Here is a 22581-nt window from a genome sequence, read left to right as displayed (position 1 = left end):
GTTCGCCTGCAGCGCGCGGAGCTTACGGTTCGCGAACGGGATGCCACGGGCCCGCCGTTCCTGTTTCGTAAGCTCTCACCGGGGTCGCGGCAGGGCGGGTTCCCTAGGGTCGAGACGTGCCCGCTCGCCCCGCCGCCGTGCCGTGGATCGGATTGTCGGTCGCCGTCGCCCTGATCGTGCTCGCCATGGTCGTGCCGGCGGTGCTCGACTGGAACGTGCACGTGCGATCCTTCCCTCCGCTCCACGTGGAGTGGATGCCACGCGTCGGCCCCGGCACGCTCCCTGCCGTGGTGCTCGCGCTCGCCTCCGCCGTCTACGGCACCGAGGCCGCCGTCCGGGCGCCGTGGTGGGCGCTCGTCACCGGCGGCTTCGTCGTCGGTGCGGCCTGGCTCACGAGCCTCGCGGTCGTCGACGGGGCGGACGGCATCGGCGTCATCCTCGATACCTCCTACGAGTACCTGAACACTGCGCGCGCGGTGACCGACTTCCCGGCGACGCTGCAGGAGTACGTGTCGCGAATCCCGCTCGACTCGGACGACAACTGGCCCGTGCACATCGCCGGCCACCCGCCGGGTGCCCTGCTCTTCTTCGTCGTGCTCGTGCGACTCGGCCTCGGCAGCGCATTCGCCGCGGGCCTCGTCGTGCTGCTCGTCGGTGCGACGACCCCGATCGCGGTGCTCGTGCTGCTGCGCCGGCTCGACGCCGAACGCTGGGCGCGCCGTGCCGCGCCGTTCCTCGTCATGGGCCCGTCGGCGATCTGGATGGCGGTCTCGGCCGACGGCATGTTCGCCGCGGTCGCCGCGTGGGGGCTGTGCGCGCTCGGATTCGCCGCCACCGCCCGGCGGCGGGTCGCGCTCGTCGGGTGGGCCCTCGTCGCGGGGGTCCTGCTCGGCTACTGCGTGATGCTGTCCTACGGGCTTCCGCTGCTGGGGCTGCTCGCGCTCGGCGTGCTCTGGCTGGCGCGGTGCTGGTGGCCGCTGCCCCTCGCAGCCGCAACGGCGCTCGCCGTGGTGCTCGCCTTCGCCGCATTCGGATTCGCCTGGTGGGAGGCCTATCCGGTGCTGGTCGACCGGTACTGGGACGGCATCGCGAGCCGCAGGCCGCTCACGTACTGGATCTGGGGCGATCTCGCCGCGCTCGCCGTCAGCGCCGGTCCGGTCGTGGGTGCCTCGGTCGCCGTGGCGGTGCACCGAGGCATCCGGCTGCGACGCCTCGACCGCCGTGAGCGGGTCGTCGTCGTGCTCGTGCTCGCGGCGACCCTGACCGTGCTCGCCGCCGACCTCTCGCAGATGAGCAAGGCCGAGGTCGAGCGCATCTGGCTGCCGTTCGTGCCGTGGCTGCTGCTCGGCACCGCGCTCCTCGACCGGCGGTGGCGGCGGTTCGGGTTCGCGGGCCAGCTCGGCTTCGCCCTCGTCGTGCAGCACCTGCTCGCCACCGGGTGGTGACGGGGACACTCGTCGAGGTGGTGATTCGGGTGGCGCCGCGGCGCGGGGTCACGGATGCCACGTAGGTCGGGCTCAGCGCCGCTCGAGCAGCACCATCACCTCGAAGTGCGTCGTCTGCGGGAACATGTCGAAGACGCGCGCCTTCACCGCTCGCAGCGACGGCATCGCCGCGAGGTCCTTCGCGAGCGAGGCCGCGTTGCAGCTCGAGTAGAGCACGTGCGAGACGGCGGATGCCTCGAGCCAGCCGCTGAGCTCGGCGCCGATGCCGCGCCGGGGCGGGTTCACGATCACGAGATCGGGGCTCGCCTCGGCGCCGACGGCGAAGGCCGTGGCATCGCCCGAGGCGAAGCGCAGGCGCGAGAGCGCGGCATCCGTTCGGCTGAGCTCGGCGCTCGCGACCGCTTCGACGCTCGTCTCGATGCCGGTGACCTCGGGGCCGGCAGTCGCGCCGTCGCCTTCGGCGCCGGCGATGTGCAGGGCGAAGCCGCCGACGCCCGAGTAGAGGTCCCAGGCGGTGTCGGGCGCGAGCTCGCGGATCCAGTCGCGGGCGTCGGCGTAGAGCGCAGCTGCGATTTCGGTGTTCGTCTGGAAGAAGCTCTGCGGCCGCAGGTGCATCGTCACGTCGTTGAGTCGCATCGCGAGGGTCTGCGCCTCGGTCAGCACGATCTCCTGCTCGCCCTCGAGCACCGCCTTGTGCTCGGGCAGCACATTCGCGGTCACGACCCGCGCGTGGGGCAGCTCGGCGAGGAGCGTCGGGAGGTGCTTGCGCAGGCGCGGCACGGGCTCGGTCGAGCGCAGCACGAAGCGGATCATGAGCTCGCCGTCGGGCGACTCGGTGACGATGAGGTGCTTCAGCTCGCCCGTGCGACGGCGTACGTCGTACGGAGTGAGGCGGGCGCGGGTGATGAAGCGTGCGAGCACCGGGAACGCGGCGCGGTGGCCCGGTGAGCAGATGCCGCAGGCCTCGAGGTCGACGCCGTGCCCGTCGGCGTCGAGGATGCCGATCGTCGGGGCATCCACGCTGCCGCCGACGACCATCTTCGCCTTGTTGCGGTAGCCGTCCTCGCGGCTCGCGACCGGCGTCTCCCAGACGGGCACGTCGAACGGGGCGAGCAGCTGCTCGGCGTGCGCCTGCTTGTCGGCGAGCTGCCGCGCGTACGGCCGACCCATGAGGGCGCACGAGGTGCAGCGCCCGGCGTCGAAGTACGAACAGTCCACGGTTCCAGCGTAGGCGGCCCGGGCGTCGGGCCGGCCCCCGCCCAGGTCCCGGCCGCCTCAGCCGCGGTACCACTCCTCGTCGATGCTCGCGAGGCGCGACGGCTGCGCCTCGCCGCCGAGGCCGAAGAAGCGCTGGAAGTTCATCATGAGCGGGCGCCACCGCACCGGGTCGATGCGGTTGGCGTGGCCGGCCATGCGCAGCGACTCGACCACGTGCACGCGCGTGATGCCGAGCTCGACCGCGAGGAGGCTCGCCTCGGCCGGCGACTCGGCCCCGCCCATCGGGTGGATCGCGACGACGCGTCCCTCGAGGTGCACCGGGAACTCGGCCACCCGCGGCGGCGCGACCGTCTCGGATGCGAGCGGCCGCAGACCCGCCGCGGCGAACTTGTCGCGCACATGTCGGTAGCCGGCCCCCGCCTTGCGCTCGGGCACGGGGTTCCGTCCGGTCGTCAAGGCGAGCCGGTCGACGGCGTCGACGTGGTCGACCGAGGGCAGGTTGATCACCGCCTCGCCGTTCGCGATGAGGTTGCGGCCGGTCTGGCTGCGGGCGGCGACGCCGAGCACGGCGGTCTGCCCGAGCCACCACACCGAGGAGTTCGGGGCGAGGTTCGGGTGCCCCTCGTCGTCGACGGTCGAGAGCAGCGACACCTGGCTGCCGAAGTAGAGGATCGCCGGGGAGATCGTCGAGTGCCGGGTGCTGCGCGCGTGCGCGTCGATCGGGGTCAGGGTTCCCACTTCGGCCGCCTTCCTGTCTGGTGATCCCAGCCTCGCGGCGCGGGGCATCGGCGTCCGGCGGAATCCGGACACGGCGTCGCGGGCGGTCGCGACACGCCTTCCGTCATTCGATGGATGACCCGAGGGGGGCGTACTCGTATCGTTGGCGCGTGGGCGAACAGGGCAGCGACGCGGTGGCGAGCACCGGAGGAACGGCGGGCGGAGCAGGGGTGCGGCGGTGGGTCGGGCTCGGCGTGCTCGCCTCGGCCCTCTCGATGATCGTGCTCGACGGCACGATCGTCGGCGTCGCGTTGCCGACGCTGATCACCGAGCTGCAGCTCGACTTCAGCGAGGCCCAGTGGGTCAACGGCATCTACTCGGTGGTGTTCGCGGCCCTGCTGCTCACTGCTGGTCGACTCGGCGACCGCCTCGGGCGACGGCGCGCCATGTTCTTCGGCATCGCGCTCTTCCTCGCCGGCAGCCTGCTGGCGGCGCTGTCCTCCAGCGGCGACTCGCTCATCATCGCGCGCCTCGTGCAGGGCATCGGCGGCGCCTTCATCCTGCCGACCACGCTGTCGACCGTGAACGCGACGTTCCGCGGTCGCGATCGGGCGGTCGCGTTCGGCGTGTGGGGTGCGGTCATCTCCGGCGTCGCGGCGCTCGGCCCGCTGCTCGGCGGCTGGCTGACGGAGTCGTTCGGCTGGCAGTGGATTTTCCTGGTGAACCTCCCGTTCGGCATCGCGATCGCCGTCGTCGCGATCTTCACCGTCGACGAGACCCGAGCGCATGTGACGAGCCCCGGCCTCGACATCGACGGGCTGCTGCTCTCGGCGATCGGATTCGGCGCACTCGTCTTCGGCCTCATCGAGGGCGGCTCGCTCGGCTGGTGGGCGCCCGAGCAGCCGTTCGTGCTGTTCGGCTGGACCTGGCCGGCCGACTGGCCGGTCTCCCCGGTTCCGGTCGCCCTCGCCATCGGCGTCGTCTCGCTCGTGCTCTTCGTGCTCTGGGAGCGGCACCGCGCCCGCAACGGTCGCTCGGCCATCCTCGACGTGCGGCTCTTCTCGGTGCCCACCTTCACCTGGGGCAACCTCGTCGCGCTCTGCGTGGCCGTCGGCGAGTTCGGCATCCTGTTCGTGCTGCCGCTGTTCATCGTGAACGCGCTCGGGCTCTCGACGCTCGCCGCCGGCTTCGTGCTCGCCGCGATGGGGCTCGGCGCCTTCGTGTCGGGCGCCGCCGCCCGCCACCTCTCCGAGCGGCTCGGGGCGCCGAACGTGGTGCTCCTGGGTCTCACGATCGAGTTCGTCGGCGCGGTGCTGGCCGCGCTCATGCTCGGCCCCGACATGTCGGGATGGTGGCTCGCCGCGGTGCTCGCCCTCTACGGCCTCGGTCTGGGGCTCGCCTCGGCCCAGCTCACGGGCACCGTGCTCGCCGACATCCCGCCCGAGCAGTCCGGTCAGGGCTCGGCGACGCAGAGCACGGTCCGGCAGGTCGGCTCGGCCCTCGGCACCGCGATCATCGGCGCCGTGCTCGCCGCGGGCCTCGCCCAGGCGCTGCCGGCGCAGCTCGACGGGCAGTCGGGGCTCTCGGCCGAAGCCGAGCAGCAGGTCATCACCTCGACCGAGCAGTCGGCGGGTGCGAACATCCCGCCCCTGCGGGCAGAGGGTACCGACGGGCAGCTCGGCGAGGCGGGTCCGCCCGTCGCCGACGCGCTCTCGGCCGGCATGGCGGATGCCTCGCGCTGGGCGCTCTTCGCCGCGTCGGGCTTCCTCCTCGCCGGCGGCGTGTTCGCCCTGCGACTGCGCGCCAAGGCGACGAGTGCGCGCGGGCCGGTCGCGGCGGCATCGGGGGAGTGAGCCGGGCCGAGCCGCGCCGAGCCGCGCTGAGCCGCGCTGAGCCGCGCCGCCCGGCGACGGGGCGTACGGTGATGGCGTGACGAGCATCGACCCCGCGAGCCGACCGACCGTCCCCGGCACCCCCGTCCGCGTCCGCGCGACGAAATGGGGCGGCCGCCCGCACTGGGAGTTCGACGGCGTCTGGCTCGGCGCCGATGAGCACGGCGACTGGGTGGGGTTCCCGGCCGGCACCTCGTTCGCCCGCCCCGGCAACGCCTTCACGGCGAGCTGGGTCTCGGTGTCGCTCTTCCCGTCGGGCGGGTGGGCCGCCGCGTTCAACGCGGGTCACCCGCGCGGGCTCGGTACGTACATCGACCTCGCCACGCCGCCCGAGTGGCGCAGCGATGCGACGGGTGCGACGGTCTCGTACGTCGACCTCGACCTCGACGTGGTCGAGCGCGACGGCGCCTCGGCCTTCATCGACGACGAGGACGAGTTCGCCGAGCACGCCGTGGCCTTCGGCTATCCCGCCGAGCTCGTCGCGCGGGTGCGGGCCGACGCCGACGCGGTGCTCGATGCGGTGCGACGGCGCGAGGCGCCCTTCGACGGCGTCACCGCCGAGCACTGGCTCGCCCGGCTCGGCGAGCTGCCGCGCTGAGCCCGGTCACGAGCTCGGTCAGGGCTCGAAGCGGTAGCCCATGCCCGGTTCGTTGAGGAAGTGCCGGGGCTCAGCGGGCACCGGCTCGAGCTTGCGGCGCAACTGCGCCACGTAGAGGCGAAGGTAGCCCGCGTCATTCGCGTGGAACGGGCCCCATACCTCGCCGAGCAGCATCTCGCGGGTGAGCAGCCGCCCCGGGTGCTTGAGGAAGAGCTCGAGCAGACGCCACTCGGTCGGGGTCAGGCGAACGGATGCCCCGTGCCCCTCGTCGCCCGCGGGGCGGATCGTCTTCGCGGCGAGGTCGACCTCGAGCTCCCCGATGCGATGCACGGCCGCGGTGTCGTCATCGCCCGCGGGGCGCCGCGAGCGGGCGCGGATGCGGGCGAGCAGCTCGTCCATCGCGAACGGCTTCGTGACGTAGTCGTCGGCGCCGGCGTCGAGCGCCTCGACCTTCTCGGCCGAGTCGGTGCGACCCGAGAGCACGAGGATCGGCACGCTCGACCAGGCCCGGACCGCCCGGATCACGTCGAGGCCGTCGACCTTCGGCATGCCGAGGTCGAGCAGCACGAGGTCGGGGTGCGCGCTCGCCGCGAGGTCGATGGCCTCGGCGCCGTCGTGCGCCGACACCACCTCGTAGCCGCGCGCGCTGAGCGTGATGCGCATCGCACGCTGCAGTTGGCCGTCGTCGTCGGCGAGCAGGATCTTCATCGCGCCTCCTCGGCGGCCGGCAGGGTGACGACCATGGTGAGGCCGCCACCGGGGGTGTCGTCGACCTCCAGTGTGCCGTCCATTCCCTCGACGAAGCCCTTCGACAGTGCGAGCCCCAGGCCGAGCCCCGTGTCGTTGTCGGTGTCGCCGAGGCGCTGGAACGGCGTGAACACCTCGTCGCGCCGCTCGACCGGGATGCCCGGCCCGCGGTCGACGACGCGCAGCTCGACCCGCCCCTGGAACGCCGACGCCGAGAACCGGACGCGCTCGCCCGCCGGCGTGTGTCGCACCGCGTTCGCGAGCAGGTTCACCACGACCCGTTGCAGCAGCACCGCGTCGGCGAGCACCGGCTGCAGCTCGTCGGCGAGGTCGAGCTCGACCGCGCCAGGTCCGAGGCCGAGCTCGTCGAGGGCGGGGAACACGACGTCGGCGACCTCGGTCGGTGCGAGCGTGACCGCGAGCGCGCCGGCCTGCACGCGGCTCACGTCGAGCAGGTTGGTGACGAGCTCGGCGAGCGAGTCGAGGCTCTCGGCGGCGGTGGCGAGCAGTTCTTCGCGCTGGGCGGCGGGCAGCTCGAGCTCGGGCGAGCGCAGCGCGCTCACGGCGGCCGACGCCGAGGTGAGCGGGCGGCGCAGGTCGTGGCCCACGGCGGCGAGCAGGGCCGAGCGCACCCGGTCGGTCTCGGCGAGACCGGCCGCCGCCTCGGCCGCGCGCGCGAGGGCGCCGTGCTCGATGGCCTGGTCGAGCTGGGTCGCGATCACCTGCAGCAGGCGGCGTTCGGATGCCTCGAGGTCGGCCCCGTGCAGCTCGAGCACGCCGCGCGCACCGATCGGCACTTCGGTCACCCGGTCGTCGCGCGCCGGTTCGCCGTCGGCGACGCGGGTCTCGCCGTCGACGAGGAGGCGCACCCCGGTGAGCCCGAAGGCCTCGCGGGTGCGGGTCACCATGGCCTGCAGCGCATCCTCGCCGCGCAGCACGCTGCCGGCGAGCGTCGCGAGCAGCTGCGACTCCGCGGCGGCACGCCGGGCCTCGCGGTTGCGGCGGGCCGCCTGATCGACGACGTAGGCCACGAGCAGCGCGTTCGCCACGTAGAAGACGAGCGCGAGCAGCTGGCGGGCGTCGGCGATCGTGAGCGTGTAGAGCGGCTCGACGAAGAGGAAGTTGAGGGTGAGACCTGACAGCACCGCCGCGAACAGGCCCGGCCAGATGCCGCCGATGAGCGTCACGACGATGACGAGGAGCTGGTAGGCGAGCACGTCGCTCGTGATCGACGTCTCGGTGTGGAACCGCGTCAGCACCCAGCTCAGCGCCGGGCCGGCGACGAGCGCCAGGACGAACGCCCAGACGAGGCGCTTGCGGCTCAGCGCGCCGCCCGGCCGGGGCAGCGAGAACCCGGAACCCGCCGCCGCGTGCGTGACGATGTGCACGTCGATGTCGCCCGATTCGCGGATCACCGTCGCGCCGATGCCCGGGCCCGAGAAGGCCGCGGTGAGCCGGGACCTCCGGCTCACGCCGATGACCAGCTGCGTGGCATCCGCGGCCTTCGCGAACTCGACGAGCGCACGGGGCACGTCCTCGCCGACGACCTGGTGGAAGGTGCCGCCGAGCTGCTCGACGAGGGTGCGCTGGGTGTCGAGTGCGCCGGGATGCCTCGCCCGCATGCCGTCGGGATTCGTGACGTGCACCGCGATGAGCTCGCCCCCGGAGGCACGGGCGGCGATGCGGGCGCCGCGGCGCAGCAGGGTCTCGCCCTCGGGGCCGCCCGTGAGGGCGACGACGACGCGCTCGCGTGCCTCCCACTTGCGGTCGATGCCGTGCTCGGCGCGGTACTTCTTGAGCGCCTGGTCGACCTCGTCGGCGAGCCAGAGCAGCGCGAGTTCGCGCAGCGCGGTGAGGTTGCCGAGGCGGAAGTAGTTGGAGAGTGCGGCGTCGATGCGCTCGGCGGGGTAGACGAGACCGCCCGCCAGCCGATCGCGGAGCGCCTGCGGGGCGAGGTCGACGACCTCGATCTGGTCGGCGGCGCGCAGCACCCGGTCGGGGATCGTCTCGCGCTGCTCGGCACCCGTGATCTGCAGCACGACGTCGCCGAGCGATTCGATGTGCTGCGTGTTGACCGTGGAGATGACGTCGATGCCGGCCGCGAGCAGCTCTTCGACGTCCTGCCAGCGCTTCGCGTGCCGTGAGCCGGGCGCGTTCGTGTGGGCGAGCTCGTCGACGAGGGCGATCTCGGGCTTGCGGGCGAGCACCGCGTCGAGGTCCATCTCGTCGATGGTCATCCCGCGGTGCACGACCGCGCGGCGCGGCACGATCTCGAGACCGAGGGTCATCGACGCGGTCGCCCGTCGTCCGTGCGTCTCGACGAACCCGACGACGACATCGCGACCCTCGCCGACGAGCCGCTTGCCCTCCTCGAGCATCGTGTAGGTCTTGCCGACGCCGGGGGCGGCGCCGAGCAGGACCCGAAGCCGCCCCTGCCGCATCGTGGCTAGCCTTCCAGCTCTGCGAGGGCGAGGTTCAGCTGCAGCACGTTCACGGTCGGTTCGCCCAGGTACCCGAGATCCCGTGCCTGAATCCTAGACTCCACGAGCTCGACGACTTCGGATTCGGGGAGACCGCGCTCGTTCGCGACCCGCGCCGCCTGCAGCAGCGCGTACTCGGGGCTGATGTGCGGGTCGAGTCCGGAGGCCGACGCGGTGACCGCGTCGGCCGGGACATCCGCTTCGGCGACGCCGTTGAACTCTGCGATCTGCGACTTCCGCTCCTCGATCGCCGCGATGAGGTCGGCGTTCTCGGGGCCCTGGTTGCTGCCGCTCGAGGCGCCGCCGTCGTAGCCGTCGCCGGCCGCCGACGGGCGGGGCTGGAACCACTCGGGCAGCGGGTCGCCGTCGGCATCCGCGAACGACTGGCCGATCAGCGCCGAGCCCACGACCTCGCCGGAGGCGTCACGGGCGACCGAGCCGTTCGCCTGGGCGGGCAGCACGAGCTGGCCGATGCCGGTGACGACGAGCGTGTAGGCGACGCCGAGCACGAGGGTGAAGATGAGCATCGCGCGGATCGCGACCCAGTGGGTGCGGGCCGCCGTGCGTGTCGTACTCATGTGTGTGGTGTCCTTTCGCGTCCGGGCCTAGAACCCGGGGATGAGGCTGACGACGAGGTCGATCAGCTTGATGCCGATGAAGGGGGCGATGATGCCGCCGAGGCCGTAGATCAGCAGGTTGCGGTTGAGGATCGCGGAGGCACTGCCGGCCCGGTACTTCACCCCGCGCAGCGCGAGGGGGATGAGGAACACGATCACGATCGCGTTGAAGATGATCGCCGACAGGATCGCCGAGGCCGGCGAGTGCAGCTGCATGATGTTCAGCACCGCGAGCCCCGGGAAGATGCCGGCGAACATCGCCGGGATGATCGCGAAGTACTTCGCGATGTCGTTCGCGATCGAGAACGTCGTGAGCGCGCCGCGCGTGATGAGCAGCTGCTTGCCGATGCGCACGATCTCGATGAGCTTCGTCGGGTCGCTGTCGAGGTCGACCATGTTGCCGGCCTCCTTCGCAGCCGACGTGCCCGTGTTCATCGCGACGCCCACGTCGGCCTGTGCGAGCGCCGGTGCGTCGTTCGTGCCGTCGCCCGTCATGGCGACGAGGTTGCCGCCCGCCTGCTCGCGCTTGATGAGCGCCATCTTGTCTTCGGGGGTCGCTTCGGCGAGGTAGTCGTCGACGCCGGCCTCGGCCGCGATGGCCTTCGCGGTGAGCGGGTTGTCACCCGTGATCATCACGGTGCGGATGCCCATCGCGCGGAGTTCGGCGAACCGCTCGGTGAGCCCGTCCTTGACGATGTCCTTCAGGTGGACGACGCCGAGCAGCCGTGCCTCGCCGGCGGCGTCCTTCGACGCGACGACGAGCGGCGTGCCGCCGCCCGTCGAGATCGCCTCGACGCGCTGCGCGAGCTCGTCGAGCGTCGATGACGCGATTCGAGCGGATGCCTCGACCCACGCGATGACCGCAGAGCCTGCACCTTTCCGGATGCTCGAGCCGTCGGGGAGGTCGAGCCCCGACATGCGGGTCTGCGCCGTGAACGGCACGACCTCGCCCGCGGGAGCCGAGTCGAATCGGATGCCGCGCTCCGCCGCCAGTTCGACGATGGAGGCGCCCTCAGGGGTCGGGTCGGCGAGCGAGGAGAGGGCCGCGGCCCGCTCGAGCTCGGAGACCGGGACGCCGGGCATCGGCACGAACTCGCTCGCGCGTCGGTTGCCGTAGGTGATCGTGCCGGTCTTGTCGAGCAGCAGCGTCGTGACGTCGCCGGCGGCCTCGACCGCGCGGCCCGACATCGCGAGCACGTTGCGCTGCACGAGCCGGTCCATTCCCGCGATGCCGATGGCCGAGAGCAGGGCGCCGATCGTCGTGGGGATGAGGCAGACGAGCAGCGCGATGAGCACCGGGATCGAGGCGGGGGTCGCCGCGTACGAGGCGATGGGGTTCAGCGTCAGGGCGACCACCACGAAGACGATCGACAGGCTCGCGAGCAGGATGTTCAGCGCGATCTCGTTCGGCGTCTTCTGCCTCGCCGCGCCCTCGACGAGCGCGATCATGCGGTCGACGAAGGTCTCGCCGGGCTTCGACGTGATGCGCACGACGATGCGGTCGGAGAGCACCCGCGTGCCGCCGGTGACGGCCGAGCGGTCGCCGCCCGACTCGCGCACGACCGGGGCCGATTCACCGGTGATCGCCGACTCGTCCACCGAGGCGATGCCCTGGATGATGTCGCCGTCGCCCGGGATGAGCTCGCCGGCCGTCACGACGACGAGGTCGCCGAGCTTGAGCTCCGAGGAAGCCACCTCCCTGAGGGCGGTGCGCTCCGCCAAGGCGTCCGCGACCTCGTCGTACTGCGCGACGACGTGCGCGACCGTCGACGTGCGCGTCTGGCGCAGGGTGTCGGCCTGCGCCTTGCCGCGGCCTTCGGCGACCGACTCCGCGAGGTTCGCGAAGAGCACAGTCAGCCAGAGCCAGACCGCGATGGCCCAGGTGAAGCTCGGCGGGACGGCGGTGCCCCCGGACGCCTCGGGGCCGCCGAGGAACGGTTCGGCGATCGCGAGCACCGTCGTGAGCGCGGCGCCGACCTCGACGATGAACATGACGGGGTTGCGCCACATCTGCCGCGGGTCGAGCTTGCGGAAGGCGCCCGGGAGCGCCTGCATGATCTGCGCGGGGCCGAAGGCGCCGGTCGGGCGCTTCGAGGGGGAGCCCATCGGCCGAGGCGTGTGCTCGGCGGGTTCGGGCTCGGGCGCCGGGACGGACGGGGTGGTGATGGTGGACATGGATCAGTTCAGCCCTTCAGCCAGGGGACCCAGCGTGAGTACGGGGAAGTAGGTGAGCGCGGTCACGATGACCGTGACGCCCACGAGGAGGCCGACGAACTGCGGCCGGTGAGTGGGCAGCGTGCCGGCGGTCGCGGGCACCTTGTCCTGCGCCGCGAGGCTGCCGGCGAGGGCGAGCACGAGCACGATCGGGATGAACCGGCCGAGCAGCATCGCGACGCCCAGCGCGGTGTTGAACCACGGGGTGTTCGCCGTGAGACCCGCGAACGCCGAGCCGTTGTTGTTCGACGCGCTCGTGAACGCGTAGAGCACCTCGCTCATGCCGTGGATGCCCGGGTTCCAGATCGAGGTCGCCTCGACGTCCTCGCGGACGCCCGGGATCGCGAAGCTCAGTGCCGTACCGGTGAGCACGAGCGTCGGCGTCACGAGGATGTAGAGGCTCGCGAGCTTGATCTCGCGCGGCCCGATCTTCTTGCCGAGGTACTCGGGCGTGCGGCCGACGAGCAGGCCGGCGATGAACACCGCGATGACCGCGAGCACGAGCATGCCGTAGAGGCCCGAGCCGACGCCGCCGGGGGCGACCTCGCCGAGCATCATGTTGAGCATCGGCATCATGCCGCCGAGGGCGGTGAACGAGTCGTGCATCGAGTTGACGGCGCCCGTGGAGGTGAGCGTCGAAGTGGTGCCGAACAGGGCCGAGCCGAAGATGCCGTAGCGCTGCTCCTTGCCCTCGAGCGCACCGCCCGCGAGTTCCGGCGCAGTGCCGTTGCCGCCCGCTTCGAGCGCGCTCAGCGCCACGAGCGAGATCACGTAGAGCGTGGCCATGACGGCGAGGATCGCGTAGCCCTGCTTGTTCGAGCCGACTATTCTGCCGAAGGTGCGGGGGAGCGCGAACGGGATCGCGAGCATGAGCACGTTCTGGAAGAGGTTCGTCCACGCGGTCGGGTTCTCGAACGGGTGGGCGGAGTTCGCGTTGAAGAACCCGCCGCCGTTGGTGCCGAGCAGCTTGATGACCTCCTGCGAGGCGACCGGGCCGCCCGGGAGGTTCTGCGTGTTGCCGGCGAGCGTCGTGACCTCGGTGAAGCCGTTGAAGTTCTGCACGACGCCGCCGATGACGAGCACGATCGCGCCGATCACCGAGAGCGGGAGCAGCAGCCGGAACGAACCGCGGAAGAGGTCGACCCAGAAGTTGCCGATCGTTCCCGATCCGCGGCGTGCGAAGCCGCGCACGAGGGTGATGGCCACGGCGATGCCGACGGCGGCCGACACGAAGTTCTGCACGGCGAGGCCGGCGAGCTGCACCGTGTAGCCCATCGTGAGCTCGGGCGAGTACGACTGCCAGTTCGTGTTGGCGACGAACGAGGCGGCCGTGTTGAACGACAGCCCCTCGGGCACGGCCGGCAGGCCGAGCGAGTAGGGCAGCACCGCCTGCGCGCGCTGCATGGCGTAGACGAACAGGAGACCGACGACCGAGAACGCGAGCACGCCGCGGAGGTAGGCCGGCCACGACTGCTCGGCGCGCGGGTCGATGCCGATCAGGCGGTAGAGGCCGCGCTCGACCTTCCAGTCGCGGTCGCTCGTGTAGAGGCGCGCCATGTAGTCGCCGAGGGGGCGGTAGAGCAGCGCGAGGATCAGTGCGAGGGTGGCCGCCTGGGCGACGGCGAGGAACGCGCCCATCAGAACCGCTCGGGCTTGACGAGCGCGTACACGAGGTACACCACAGCGGCGACACCCAACGCGGCGGCGAGGAGTTCGAAGAAGATCACAGCTTCTCGACCCCCCTGGCGATGAGGCCGACGAGTACGAACACGGCGATGATGCCGATGACGTAGACGAGGTCGAGCACGGGGACTCCAGGGATTCGGAGGCCGTCGACGCGGGCGCGGCGGCGGGCAGCGGCTCGCTGCGTCTTCGATGCAACACCCGGGCGGATGCCTCGCCGCCGATCCTCACGGACCCCTAACGCGGGGCTGCGGTGATCCTCACGGCGTGCTCACGCGCCGTGTCCGTGGTCCTCATCCTCGTCGAGGAGCATCCCGATCGGGGTGGCGCAGGTGTCGCCCCGCCATGCCTCGATGCCTTCGCGGACGGCGAAGACGGCGATGACGAGTGCGGCGACGGAGTCGGCCCAGGCCCACCCGAGGAGCGAGTTCAGCACGAGCCCGATGAGCACGGCGGCAGAGAGGTAGGTGCAGATCAGCGTCTGCTTGCTGTCGGCGACCGCAGTGGCCGAGCCGAGTTCGCGGCCGGTGCGTCGCTCGGCGAGCGACAGGAACGGCATGATGATCACGCTCAGCGCCGTGATGACGAGGCCGAGCGTGGAGTGCTCGGCCTCGGGAAGGACGCCCGCGATCGTGAGCACGGCGGAGACGCCGACGTAGGCGGCGAGGGCGAAGAACGCGTACGCGATCACCCGCAGGGTCGGCTTCTCGTATCGCTCCGGCTCTTTGCGGGTGAACTGCCACGCGACCGCCGCCGCCGAGAGCACCTCGACGAGCGAGTCGAGCCCGAAGCCGAGGAGCGCCGCCGAGGAGGCTGCGGCGCCGGCCATGATCGAGACCGCCGCCTCGATGAGGTTGTACCCGATGGTGATGCCGACGATCAGGCGGATGCGGCGATGCAGCACGGCTCGGCGCGCGTCGGTCAGCGAGGTGGTCATGCGGATGCCTCGCAGCAGCCGGGAACCGAACAGCTCGGGTCGATGCACTCGGCCGACTCGTCGACGGCGAGCGTCACGCTCACGAGGTTCTCGAGCGCGGCCGACAGGTGCGGGTCCGTGATCTCGTAGCGGTTCTGCCGGCCCTCGGGCTCGGCGACGACGATGCCGCAGTCGCGCAGGCACGTGAGGTGGTTCGAGACGTTCTGCCGGGTCAGTCCGAGCGAGTCGGCGAGGCCGGCCGGGTACGCGGGGCCCTCGAGCAGCGTCAGCAGGATGCGCGAGCGGGTGGGATCGGCCATGGCGCGACCGAGCCGGTTCATCACGTCGAGTCGGGAGGTGGAGGTGAGCACAGGACCACAGTACAGCGACTGCTGTATTAACGCACCGCGATCGACGACCGGCGACCGAGGGATGGAGGGGCCCCGGCTACTCGACCACCGTGGCGCCGGCGGCGCGCAGCGACTCCCACTCGGAGAGGAGCTCGGGCATCTTGCCCTCGATGAAACGGAAGAACGCGACCATCTCGCTCGTGCGGCGGGTGCCGGCCGAGTCGGGGTCGCCGAGCGCATCGATCGCCTGCGCCGCCGTCTCGGCGAAGGTGCCGTAGACCGAGTTCTTGCCCGCGAGCGCCGTGTACCAGGCGTCGTCGAAGATCTCCCAGCGCTCGCGCCGACTGCCCGGATGCGGCATCCGGTGGATGATGCCGAGCGTGCGCAGGTACCGCACCGCGCCCGAGATCGCCGCGGCACTCACGCCCAGGGACTCGCCGAGCTCGGCGGCGGTGAGCCCGCCCTCGTCGGCGACGAGGAGCGCCATCAGGACACGCGCCGGCATCTTGGGGAAACCGGCGGCGGTGAGTACGGCGGCCGATTGCTCGACCGCCGTGCTCAGTGCCTGCTCATCGCGTGCCATCTTCCGATTCTCCCAGTCGGCGGGCGGTCAGCCGCCCGCCGCCAGCTCGCGTCGCCGCATCGACACGACGGCGAGCGCCGCGGTCGCGAGCCCGATGCCGATCATCCAGAGGCCGCCCGACCAGTCGGTGTCGTCGCCCGCCGGCACGGGCGAGTGCGTGAACGGCGAGAGGTCGAGCATCCAGTCGGGGGCACCGAGGAGCGGCCCGAACGTGCCGAGGATCGCGGCGACGCCGAGCAGCACCCAGGCGAGGACGATCGTCCAGCGCGGGAGGTAGGCGAAGACGAGCAGGGTCACCCCGAGGAAGACGAGCGAGACCGGCAGCTGTGCGAGTGCCGCCTGCGTGATGAGCGACACGAGGTCGTCGGGGGTGTCGGATGCCGCGGTGCCGGCGAGGCCCGCGAGCCAGGCTGCGGCGAGCACGACCACGATGACGATGACCCCGACGAACCAGTACTCGAGCAGCCAGCGAGTGCGCGGCACGGGGGTCGCCAGCACCTGCTCGGCGGTGCCGTGCGCCTCCTCCTGCCGGGCGCGGATGGCCACCTGCACGGCGCAGCACGCCGCGAGCACCCCGATGATGCCGAAGAACGTCGCGATGAACGCCTGCTCGAGGGTGGCACCGCCGCCGAGCGCGGCCTGCAGGGTGTCGACGACCTGCGGAGCGTCGCCCGCGAGTTCGTCGATGAGACCCGAGAGCGAGCTCGCGGTGATGCCGGCGACCGCGGCGCCGACCGCCCACGCGATCAGCGTCGAGACGTTGAGCCGCCAGGCGAGCCCGAACGAGCCCGACAGCGCCCAGCTCGCCGACGCGCGGCCGTTGCGGCCCGGCAGGAGGCTCGCCCCCTGGTCGCGCACCGCCTGCAGCGCGAACACGATCGCCACGAGCACCGCCGACACCCCCAGTGAGAGCGCGAGCGGGGCGAGCGAGTTCTCGACGTAGGCGCCGGTCGCCTGCCCCCAGCCGATCGGCGACAACCAGCTCGGCCAGGCCGGGGTGACGTGCAGCAGGTCGTCCGAGGGCGTGCCCGCGGCGTCGCCGATGCCGCGCAGCAGGTAGGCGCCGACGACCGCGGCGACCCCGGCGCCGTTCGCGCCGCGCGAGGTGCGGAACAGCTGCGCGGCGAACAGCCCGATCGCGACGAACGCGATGCCGGTCGCGGCCATGGCCGCACCGGTCACCCACGAGCCCTCGGCATCGAGGCCGCCGGCGATGAAGGCGAGCGCGACGAGTGCACCGAGCACGAGGTTGGCCAGCACGCCGTGGACGAGGGTCGCGACGGTCGGCTTCACACGGCCGGCGGGGGTCGCGGCGATGAACTCGGCCCGCGACTGCTCTTCCTCGGCGCGGGTGTGCCGCGTCACGAGGAACGTGCTCATGAGGCCGCCCATGAGGGCGAGCCACGCGAACAGCTCGAAGAAGACGAACGCGCCGAGGTCGGTGCCGTTGGGGGTGCCGCGGAACACGAGGATCGTGCGGCTCGCGGTCGCGACCTGCAGGATCTGGTTGCGCTCGGACTCGTCGCCGTACGTGTCGGCGACGGCCGCGACCGAGGTGTAGGCGAGCAGCGCGGTGCCGACGATCCAGAGCGCGAGCTGCAGGCGGTCGCGGCGCAGTCGCTGCCGGAGCAGCGTGGCCAGGGTGCTCATGCCCGCGCTCCCTCCATGGGCTCCGCAGCGCGCGCGGTGAGCTCGTCGCCGTAGTGGCGGAGGAAGAGCTCCTCGAGCGAGGGCGGCGACACGGTGAGGCCACGCACGTCGAGGCGGGCGAGGTCGGGCAGCACGGATGCCACGCGGTCGCTGTCGACGGTGAAGCTGACCCGTCCGTGGTCGATGATGAGGTCGTGGGCGTCGGGAATGCCGTCGATCTCGGCCGCGAGGGCGGTCGGTTCGATGCCGTCGGTCGCGAACGCGATCTCGGTGCGCGTGAGGTGGCGGAGCTCGGCGAGCGTGCCCGACTCGACGGTCTTGCCCGACCGAATGATGCTCACCCGGTCGCAGAGCTCCTCGACCTCGGAGAGGATGTGGCTCGAGAGCAGCACGGTCGCACCCTCGGCCGAGACGCGGGCGATCTCGCGGTTGAAGACCTGCTCCATGAGCGGGTCGAGGCCGCTCGTGGGCTCGTCGAGCACGTACAGCTCGGCGGGGGTCGCGAACGCGGCGATGAGGGCGACCTTCTGCCGGTTGCCCTTCGAGTAGGCGCGGCCCTTCTTGCGCGGGTCGAACTGGAACGCGTCGAGCAGGCGCTGCTTGCGGGCCGTGTAGTCGCCCTTGTCGCGCGTGCCGCCGCGGAGGCGTGCGAGCAGGTCGATCGCCTCGCCGCCGGTCAGGTTCGGCCAGAGGCTGACGTCGCCGGGCACATAGGCCACGCGGCGGTGGAGCTCGCCCGCGTGCTTCCACGGGTCCTGACCGAAGAGGGTCGCGGTGCCGCCCGAGGCGCGGGCGAGGCCGAGCAGGATGCGGATGGTGGTGGACTTGCCTGCGCCGTTCGGGCCGAGGAATCCGTGCACCTCGCCCGCGGTGACCTCGAGGTCGAGGCCGTCGAGCGCGACGGTGCGGCCGAATCGCTTCTGCAGGCCGCTGGCGCTGATCACTGTCGTCATGAGCGCGATGCTACGCCGAATTCACAAATTTGTGAATCTTCCTAACGCATCCCTAACAGCCTGCTCGAGCTCACTCGAGCGACGCGAACTTCTCGATGTCGCCCTCGGTGCCCGACACGATGATGAGGTCGTGGTTCGAGACGACCGTGTTCTCGGTCGCGTAGGTGAAGGGCTTGCCGGGGCTCTTCACGCCGACGACCGTCACGCGGTGCTTCGAGCGCACGCCCGACTCGGTGAGATTCTTGCCGCGGATCGGCTTCGGCGGGTACATCTTCACGAGGGCGAAGTCGTCGTCGAACTCGATGAAGTCGAGCATGCGGCCCGACACCAGGTGCGCCGTGCGCTCGCCCGCCTCGCGCTCGGGGTAGATCACGTGGTTCGCGCCGATGCGCTGCAGGATCTTGCCGTGCGAGGCCGAGATCGCCTTCGCCCAGATCTGGGGGATCTTGAGGTCGACGAGGTTCGCGGTGATGAGCACGGATGCCTCGATCGACGATCCCACGGCGCAGACCGCGATCGAGAAGTCCTGGGCGCCGATCTGCTTGAGCGCGTCCATGTTCTTGGCGTCGGCCACGACGGCGTGGGTGACCCGCTCCGACCATTTCTGCACGAGGGCCTCGTCGGTGTCGACCGCGAGCACCTCGCGACCGAGGCGGTCGAGCTGGCCAGCGGTGGCGGCGCCGAACCGGCCGAGGCCGATCACGAGCACCGGGGCGTCGTGTCTGATCTTGTCAACCAACGATGGGCCTCTCTTCCGGTCGTTTGAACAGCTGGCGGCGCTGGCTCGCGGCCAGCGCGGCGGCGAGGGTCACGGTGCCGACGCGGCCCATGAACATCGTCGCCGCCATGACGTAGACGCCCTCGGGCGGCAGTTCGGCGGTGAGTCCCGTCGAGAGCCCGCACGTGGCGAAGGCCGAGATCACGTCGAACAGCACGTTCTCGAACGGCGCCTTCGTGATCTGCAGGATGGCGATGGAGGCGCCGGCGACGATCGTCGCTCCCCAGAGCACGACGCTCACCGACAGGCGCAGCATGTCGCGGGGGATGCGCCGGCCGAACGCCTCCATGGAGGGATTGCCGCGCGCCTCGGCGAACGCGGCGAGGAACAGCACGGCGAGCGTCGTCACCTTGATGCCGCCCGCGGTCGACGCGGAGCCGCCGCCGATGAACATCAGCATGCTGCTCACGAGCTGGCTCGAGCCGTACAGGTCGTGCATGTCGATCGTCGCGAAGCCGCCGGAGCGGGTCATGGCCGACATGAAGAAGGACTGGAAGATGGTCGGCCCGGCATCGAGGTGCCCGTACGTCTTCGGGTTCGCGTGCTCGAGCAGGAGGAACATGGCGGCGCCGGCGACGAAGAGGATCACCGTCGTCGTGAGCGTCAGCTTGACGTGGACGCTCCACTTGCGCGGCTGCTTCCAGGCGCGCGCGAGGGCGAAGATCACCGGGAAGCCGAGGCTGCCGAGGAACACGCCGATCATGAGCAGCGACTGCATCCAGTAGTCGTGCTCGAAGGGGAGGAGCCCGCCCGGGTTCGGCGAGAAGCCGGTGTTCGTGAACGCCATCGCCGAGTAGTAGAGGCTGTACCAGATCGAGTGCCCGACGTCGTAGCCGGCCGCGAGCATGCTCGGCATCAGCCCGACCGCGATCGCGGCCTCGATGACCAAGGCGCTGATCGCGACCGTGAACAACAGCCCGCCGACTTCGCCGAGGCGCACGGCCTGGCGCTCGGCGACCGGGCCGACGTGGATGCGCGAGGGGTTCGTGTCGCTCGCCGCCATGAGCTTCGCGCGCAGCCCCAGCCGGCGCGAGATCACGAAGCCGAGCGTCGTCGCGAGCGTGAGCACGCCGACACCGCCGATGTTGACGCCGAGGTACACGAGCCCGTGGCCGAAGGGCGACCAGTACGTCGCCATGTCGACCGTCGCGAGACCGGTGACGCAGATGACGGAGACCGCGGTGAACAGTGCGTCGTGGAGCGGGGTGATGCTGCCGTCGGCGGTGGCGATCGGCAGCGAGAAGAGCAGCGTGAACAGCAGGATCAGCGCCGCGAAGACGAGGATCGCGAACCGCGACGGCGAGCTCTTGACGAGCGCGTCGATGGCATCGCGCAGCCGGCCGAGCCAGGACCGCCGATCGACTCGACCGAGGCGGGCCACCCGCTGTGCGCGCATCGACCCCCCTCATGTGCCGTCACCGGACGCGTGAGTCATGGTACTCCCCGCCGCGAGTGGCTACCCTTGGGGCATGGCTGACATCTTCGATGTGGTGGCGGACGCGACCAGACGCGACATCCTCGCCGTACTGCTCGAACGCGAGTCGTCGGTGCCGCAGTCGGGTGGCGAGATCAGCGTCTCCGAGATCGTCGCGGCGCTCGGCACCAGTCAGCCCACGGTCTCGAAGCACCTGAAGGTGCTGCGCGAGTCGGGTCTGGTCAGCGTGCGCGAGGAGGGGCAGCACCGCTACTACCGCCTCGATCGCGGCCCGCTCGAGACCCTTGAAGACTGGCTGATCCCCTTCATGTCATCGGATGCCGCGGCCGACGCGGCGACGCTCGCCGGCGCCGAGGCGCACGAGGTCTCGCTCCGCGAGGACCAGCGCGCGTTCGCCTCGGCGATCGGCAAGGTGTTCGCCGACGTCACCCAGGTCGTCAAGCGCAAGTAGCCGGGGCTCAGCCCGCCAGGAGCGCGACGACGAGGGCCGCGCACGAGGCGGCCGAGGTGAGCCAGCGGACGTGGTTCCACGCGAACCATCCCGGGCGGAACTCGCGCCACGCAGCGCCGAGCGCAGCCGCATCGGCCCCGGGAGCTGCCGCCAGGCGGTTGTTGCGCGGGACGTTCGCGCCGCCGGTGACGCCGACCACGCCGACGAGGTAGAGCACGGCCGACCCGACGATCCACCACTCGCCGCCGGGGTACGCGCCGAAGAAGGTCATGGTCGCGACGGCGATCACGAGCAGCGCGGTGCCGAAGATCGCGAGCATGAGCGGCGCCCGCACCGCGGTCACGTTGATCTCGCGCATGGCCCGGGCGGCGTCGGTCGGCGGCAGGCGGTCGAGCCCCTGCACGACGAAGCCCGAGAAGGCGAAGAAGACGCCCGAGACGAGCCCGGTGCCGACGATGGCGATGACGAGCAGGACGGTCGCGACGGCGCTCATCGTGCCAGTCTGCCCGACCTCGCGCCCGGCATGGAAGAACCGACTCGATCGGGGTCGGGGCGCGGTTCAGCGCAGCGGCTTGATCATCTCGAGCTCGAGGCCGCCGGGGGCGAGCTCGTACTCGCGGTTGCGACCGGTGAGGGTGAAGCCGAGCTTCTCGTAGAAGCGGATCGCCCGCGGGTTCGCCTCGTGCACCTCGAGCCGCAGCGTGCTGCCGTGGCCCCGCGCCCAGTCCTCGACAGCGGTGAGCAGGCGGCGTGACACGTCGGCGGCCTCGCCGCGGTGATCGGGTGCGACGTAGACGCCGACGAGCACGGGGCCCGACGTGGCATCCGGAATGTACCCGCCCATGTGGCCGACCCAGCGCGAGCCCTCGATCGCGACGACCGAGGTCTGTCCGTCGGTCTCGCCGCGCGCGGCGCGCAGGCGCCAGCCCTGCTCGTCGACCTCGAGCGCATGTTCGAGGGTCTCGCCGTAGGCGAGGGGGAAGTCGCGCAGCATCTCGATGCGCAGCGCGCGGACCGCCTGCCAGTCGTCGGTGGTCGTGGTGCGGATGACGACGTCGGAGGCCTGCATCCCTCGACGCTAACGCATCGAGCCGGGGCGGATCGGGTGCGTGTCAGGGGGCGGCCCGTGAATCCGCTAGACTACTCCGAGGCATTCTGCCTTTCGGCTGCGGCACGCGCGGCCGGCACGATCTTTTCTGTGAGGTTCTGATGGGTTCCGTCATCAAGAAGCGTCGCAAGCGCATGGCGAAGAAGAAGCACCGCAAGCTTCTTCGCAAGACGCGCCACCAGCGTCGCAACAAGAAGTAGTCGCTCGCGACTGCAGCTGAGCGTCGAGCCCCGCCGGGGTTCGGCGCTTTTCGCTGTCTTCGGGCCCCGTTCTCGTGACGGCGCTGCACGCTCACCCGGCCAACCGTCGGCTGCGCCGACGTACGATCGAGCCATGGCCCGAGACATCCAGCTCACCTTGGTCGGCAAGCCCGGCTGCCACCTCTGCGATGACGCGAGAGAGGTCGTGCAGGCGGTCGTCGCCGAGTTCGAACAGGATGCCTCGCGGCGGATCTCGGTCGACGAGCGGTCGATCCTCGACGACGAGGCGCTGCGCGCGAGCTACGCCGAAGAGATCCCCGTGCTGCTCATCGACGGCGAGATGCACAGCTACTGGCGGGTCGACCCCGTGCGCCTGAAGACCGCGCTCTGCGCGAAGGGGTGAGCCGCCCCGATCGCCCCGTGGCGAGCTGAGCGCCCCTCGACACTCCGAGTTCCCCGCGATTCTCTGGCGAGCCGTCCGTGTCGTGGCTAGGGTGACCAGCGGGGGACGCCGGTCGGTGGACCCCACGTTCGAAGGGGAGAACG

23 protein-coding genes are annotated in these 22581 nt (G+C 71.3%); 6 read left to right on the top strand and 17 right to left on the bottom strand.

Features of this window, described 5'->3' with window-relative positions; genetic code table 11:
* Nucleotides 1–116: 116 nt before the first annotated feature.
* Complete coding sequence (locus GQQ93_RS16570; RefSeq protein ID WP_212277375.1) at nt 117–1445, top strand: hypothetical protein; 1329 nt, start codon at nt 117–119, stop codon at nt 1443–1445.
* Nucleotides 1446–1517: 72 nt separating this feature from the next.
* Here the strand turns inward: GQQ93_RS16570 and rlmC are convergent, their stop codons facing one another.
* Both rlmC and GQQ93_RS16560 read right to left on the bottom strand, forming a co-directional pair.
* Nucleotides 1518–2663 (bottom strand): 23S rRNA (uracil(747)-C(5))-methyltransferase RlmC, encoded by a 1146-nt coding sequence (rlmC, locus tag GQQ93_RS16565; protein ID WP_157425349.1) that lies wholly within the window; start codon nt 2661–2663, stop codon nt 1518–1520.
* Nucleotides 2664–2720: 57 nt separating this feature from the next.
* On the bottom strand, nt 2721–3401 hold the full coding sequence (locus tag GQQ93_RS16560) for a flavin reductase family protein (RefSeq protein WP_157425348.1): 681 nt from the start codon (nt 3399–3401) through the stop codon (nt 2721–2723).
* A 110-nt stretch (nt 3402–3511) separates the two neighbouring features.
* On the opposite strand from GQQ93_RS16560, the gene GQQ93_RS16555 reads away from it, so the two are divergent.
* Entirely contained in the window at nt 3512–5233 is a 1722-nt protein-coding gene (locus GQQ93_RS16555; RefSeq protein WP_157425347.1) for a DHA2 family efflux MFS transporter permease subunit, read from the top strand.
* Nucleotides 5234–5309: 76 nt separating this feature from the next.
* The gene (locus tag GQQ93_RS16550; protein WP_157425346.1) at nt 5310–5870 is read left to right on the top strand and encodes a ribonuclease FAU-1 family protein; all 561 of its coding nucleotides are present in this window, start codon (nt 5310–5312) and stop codon (nt 5868–5870) included.
* A gap of 18 nt (nt 5871–5888) precedes the next feature.
* Here GQQ93_RS16550 and GQQ93_RS16545 read toward each other — a convergent pair whose 3' ends face one another.
* From GQQ93_RS16545 to GQQ93_RS16485, 13 genes are all read right to left on the bottom strand, one after another.
* Complete coding sequence (locus tag GQQ93_RS16545; RefSeq protein ID WP_157425345.1) at nt 5889–6578, bottom strand: response regulator; 690 nt, start codon at nt 6576–6578, stop codon at nt 5889–5891.
* The gene (locus tag GQQ93_RS16540) at nt 6575–9058 is read right to left on the bottom strand and encodes an ATP-binding protein (protein WP_157425344.1); all 2484 of its coding nucleotides are present in this window, start codon (nt 9056–9058) and stop codon (nt 6575–6577) included. Before GQQ93_RS16540 ends, GQQ93_RS16545 begins: the two co-directional genes overlap by 4 nt.
* A gap of 5 nt (nt 9059–9063) precedes the next feature.
* The gene (kdpC, locus tag GQQ93_RS16535; protein WP_157425343.1) at nt 9064–9675 is read right to left on the bottom strand and encodes a potassium-transporting ATPase subunit KdpC; all 612 of its coding nucleotides are present in this window, start codon (nt 9673–9675) and stop codon (nt 9064–9066) included.
* 27 nt (nt 9676–9702) lie between these two features.
* Nucleotides 9703–11889: a potassium-transporting ATPase subunit KdpB gene (kdpB, locus tag GQQ93_RS16530; protein ID WP_157425342.1), complete on the bottom strand. Its 2187-nt coding sequence runs from the start codon at nt 11887–11889 to the stop codon at nt 9703–9705.
* 3 nt (nt 11890–11892) lie between these two features.
* Nucleotides 11893–13566 carry a potassium-transporting ATPase subunit KdpA gene (gene kdpA / locus GQQ93_RS16525; RefSeq protein WP_157425341.1) on the bottom strand — a complete coding sequence of 558 codons (1674 nt, stop codon included), beginning with the start codon at nt 13564–13566 and terminating at the stop codon, nt 11893–11895.
* A complete protein-coding gene (locus GQQ93_RS16520; RefSeq protein WP_022891167.1) occupies nt 13566–13655 on the bottom strand; it encodes a potassium-transporting ATPase subunit F in 90 nt (29 codons plus the stop codon). The genes kdpA and GQQ93_RS16520 overlap by 1 nt, the downstream gene beginning before the upstream one ends.
* Before the next feature lie 227 nt (nt 13656–13882).
* Nucleotides 13883–14548, bottom strand: coding sequence for a cation efflux transmembrane domain-containing protein (locus GQQ93_RS16515; protein WP_157425340.1), 666 nt, complete (start codon nt 14546–14548; stop codon nt 13883–13885).
* On the bottom strand, nt 14545–14898 hold the full coding sequence (gene cmtR, locus GQQ93_RS16510; RefSeq protein ID WP_157425339.1) for a Cd(II)/Pb(II)-sensing metalloregulatory transcriptional regulator CmtR: 354 nt from the start codon (nt 14896–14898) through the stop codon (nt 14545–14547). The genes GQQ93_RS16515 and cmtR overlap by 4 nt, the downstream gene beginning before the upstream one ends.
* Before the next feature lie 76 nt (nt 14899–14974).
* Nucleotides 14975–15460, bottom strand: a complete 486-nt coding sequence (locus GQQ93_RS16505) for a GbsR/MarR family transcriptional regulator (protein WP_157425338.1) — start codon at nt 15458–15460, stop codon at nt 14975–14977.
* Between the two features lie 27 nt (nt 15461–15487).
* Complete coding sequence (locus GQQ93_RS16500; RefSeq protein ID WP_157425337.1) at nt 15488–17110, bottom strand: ABC transporter permease; 1623 nt, start codon at nt 17108–17110, stop codon at nt 15488–15490.
* Nucleotides 17107–18063 carry an ABC transporter ATP-binding protein gene (locus GQQ93_RS16495; RefSeq protein ID WP_212277374.1) on the bottom strand — a complete coding sequence of 319 codons (957 nt, stop codon included), beginning with the start codon at nt 18061–18063 and terminating at the stop codon, nt 17107–17109. Before GQQ93_RS16495 ends, GQQ93_RS16500 begins: the two co-directional genes overlap by 4 nt.
* A gap of 70 nt (nt 18064–18133) precedes the next feature.
* Complete coding sequence (locus GQQ93_RS16490; RefSeq protein ID WP_157425336.1) at nt 18134–18802, bottom strand: potassium channel family protein; 669 nt, start codon at nt 18800–18802, stop codon at nt 18134–18136.
* Nucleotides 18795–20237, bottom strand: a complete 1443-nt coding sequence (locus GQQ93_RS16485) for a TrkH family potassium uptake protein (protein ID WP_157425335.1) — start codon at nt 20235–20237, stop codon at nt 18795–18797. Before GQQ93_RS16485 ends, GQQ93_RS16490 begins: the two co-directional genes overlap by 8 nt.
* Before the next feature lie 73 nt (nt 20238–20310).
* Here GQQ93_RS16485 and GQQ93_RS16480 point away from each other — a divergent pair, with 73 nt between their 5' ends.
* Complete coding sequence (locus GQQ93_RS16480) at nt 20311–20727, top strand: ArsR/SmtB family transcription factor (protein WP_157425334.1); 417 nt, start codon at nt 20311–20313, stop codon at nt 20725–20727.
* Nucleotides 20728–20734: 7 nt separating this feature from the next.
* On the opposite strand, the gene GQQ93_RS16475 is transcribed toward GQQ93_RS16480, so the two are convergent.
* Both GQQ93_RS16475 and GQQ93_RS16470 read right to left on the bottom strand, forming a co-directional pair.
* Nucleotides 20735–21220, bottom strand: a complete 486-nt coding sequence (locus tag GQQ93_RS16475; RefSeq protein ID WP_157425333.1) for an anthrone oxygenase family protein — start codon at nt 21218–21220, stop codon at nt 20735–20737.
* A gap of 66 nt (nt 21221–21286) precedes the next feature.
* Entirely contained in the window at nt 21287–21796 is a 510-nt protein-coding gene (locus GQQ93_RS16470) for a GNAT family N-acetyltransferase (protein WP_157425332.1), read from the bottom strand.
* Between the two features lie 140 nt (nt 21797–21936).
* On the opposite strand from GQQ93_RS16470, the gene GQQ93_RS16465 reads away from it, so the two are divergent.
* Complete coding sequence (locus tag GQQ93_RS16465; RefSeq protein ID WP_003792170.1) at nt 21937–22035, top strand: 30S ribosomal protein bS22; 99 nt, start codon at nt 21937–21939, stop codon at nt 22033–22035.
* 133 nt (nt 22036–22168) lie between these two features.
* On the top strand, nt 22169–22438 hold the full coding sequence (locus GQQ93_RS16460; protein WP_157425331.1) for a glutaredoxin family protein: 270 nt from the start codon (nt 22169–22171) through the stop codon (nt 22436–22438).
* Nucleotides 22439–22581 lie beyond the last annotated feature (143 nt).

The organism is Agromyces lapidis (genome assembly GCF_009749405.1).
Lineage (GTDB): Bacteria > Actinomycetota > Actinomycetes > Actinomycetales > Microbacteriaceae > Agromyces > Agromyces lapidis.
The sequence above is the reverse complement of the archived record's forward strand: the minus strand, read 5'-3'. Positions and strand labels throughout refer to the sequence as shown.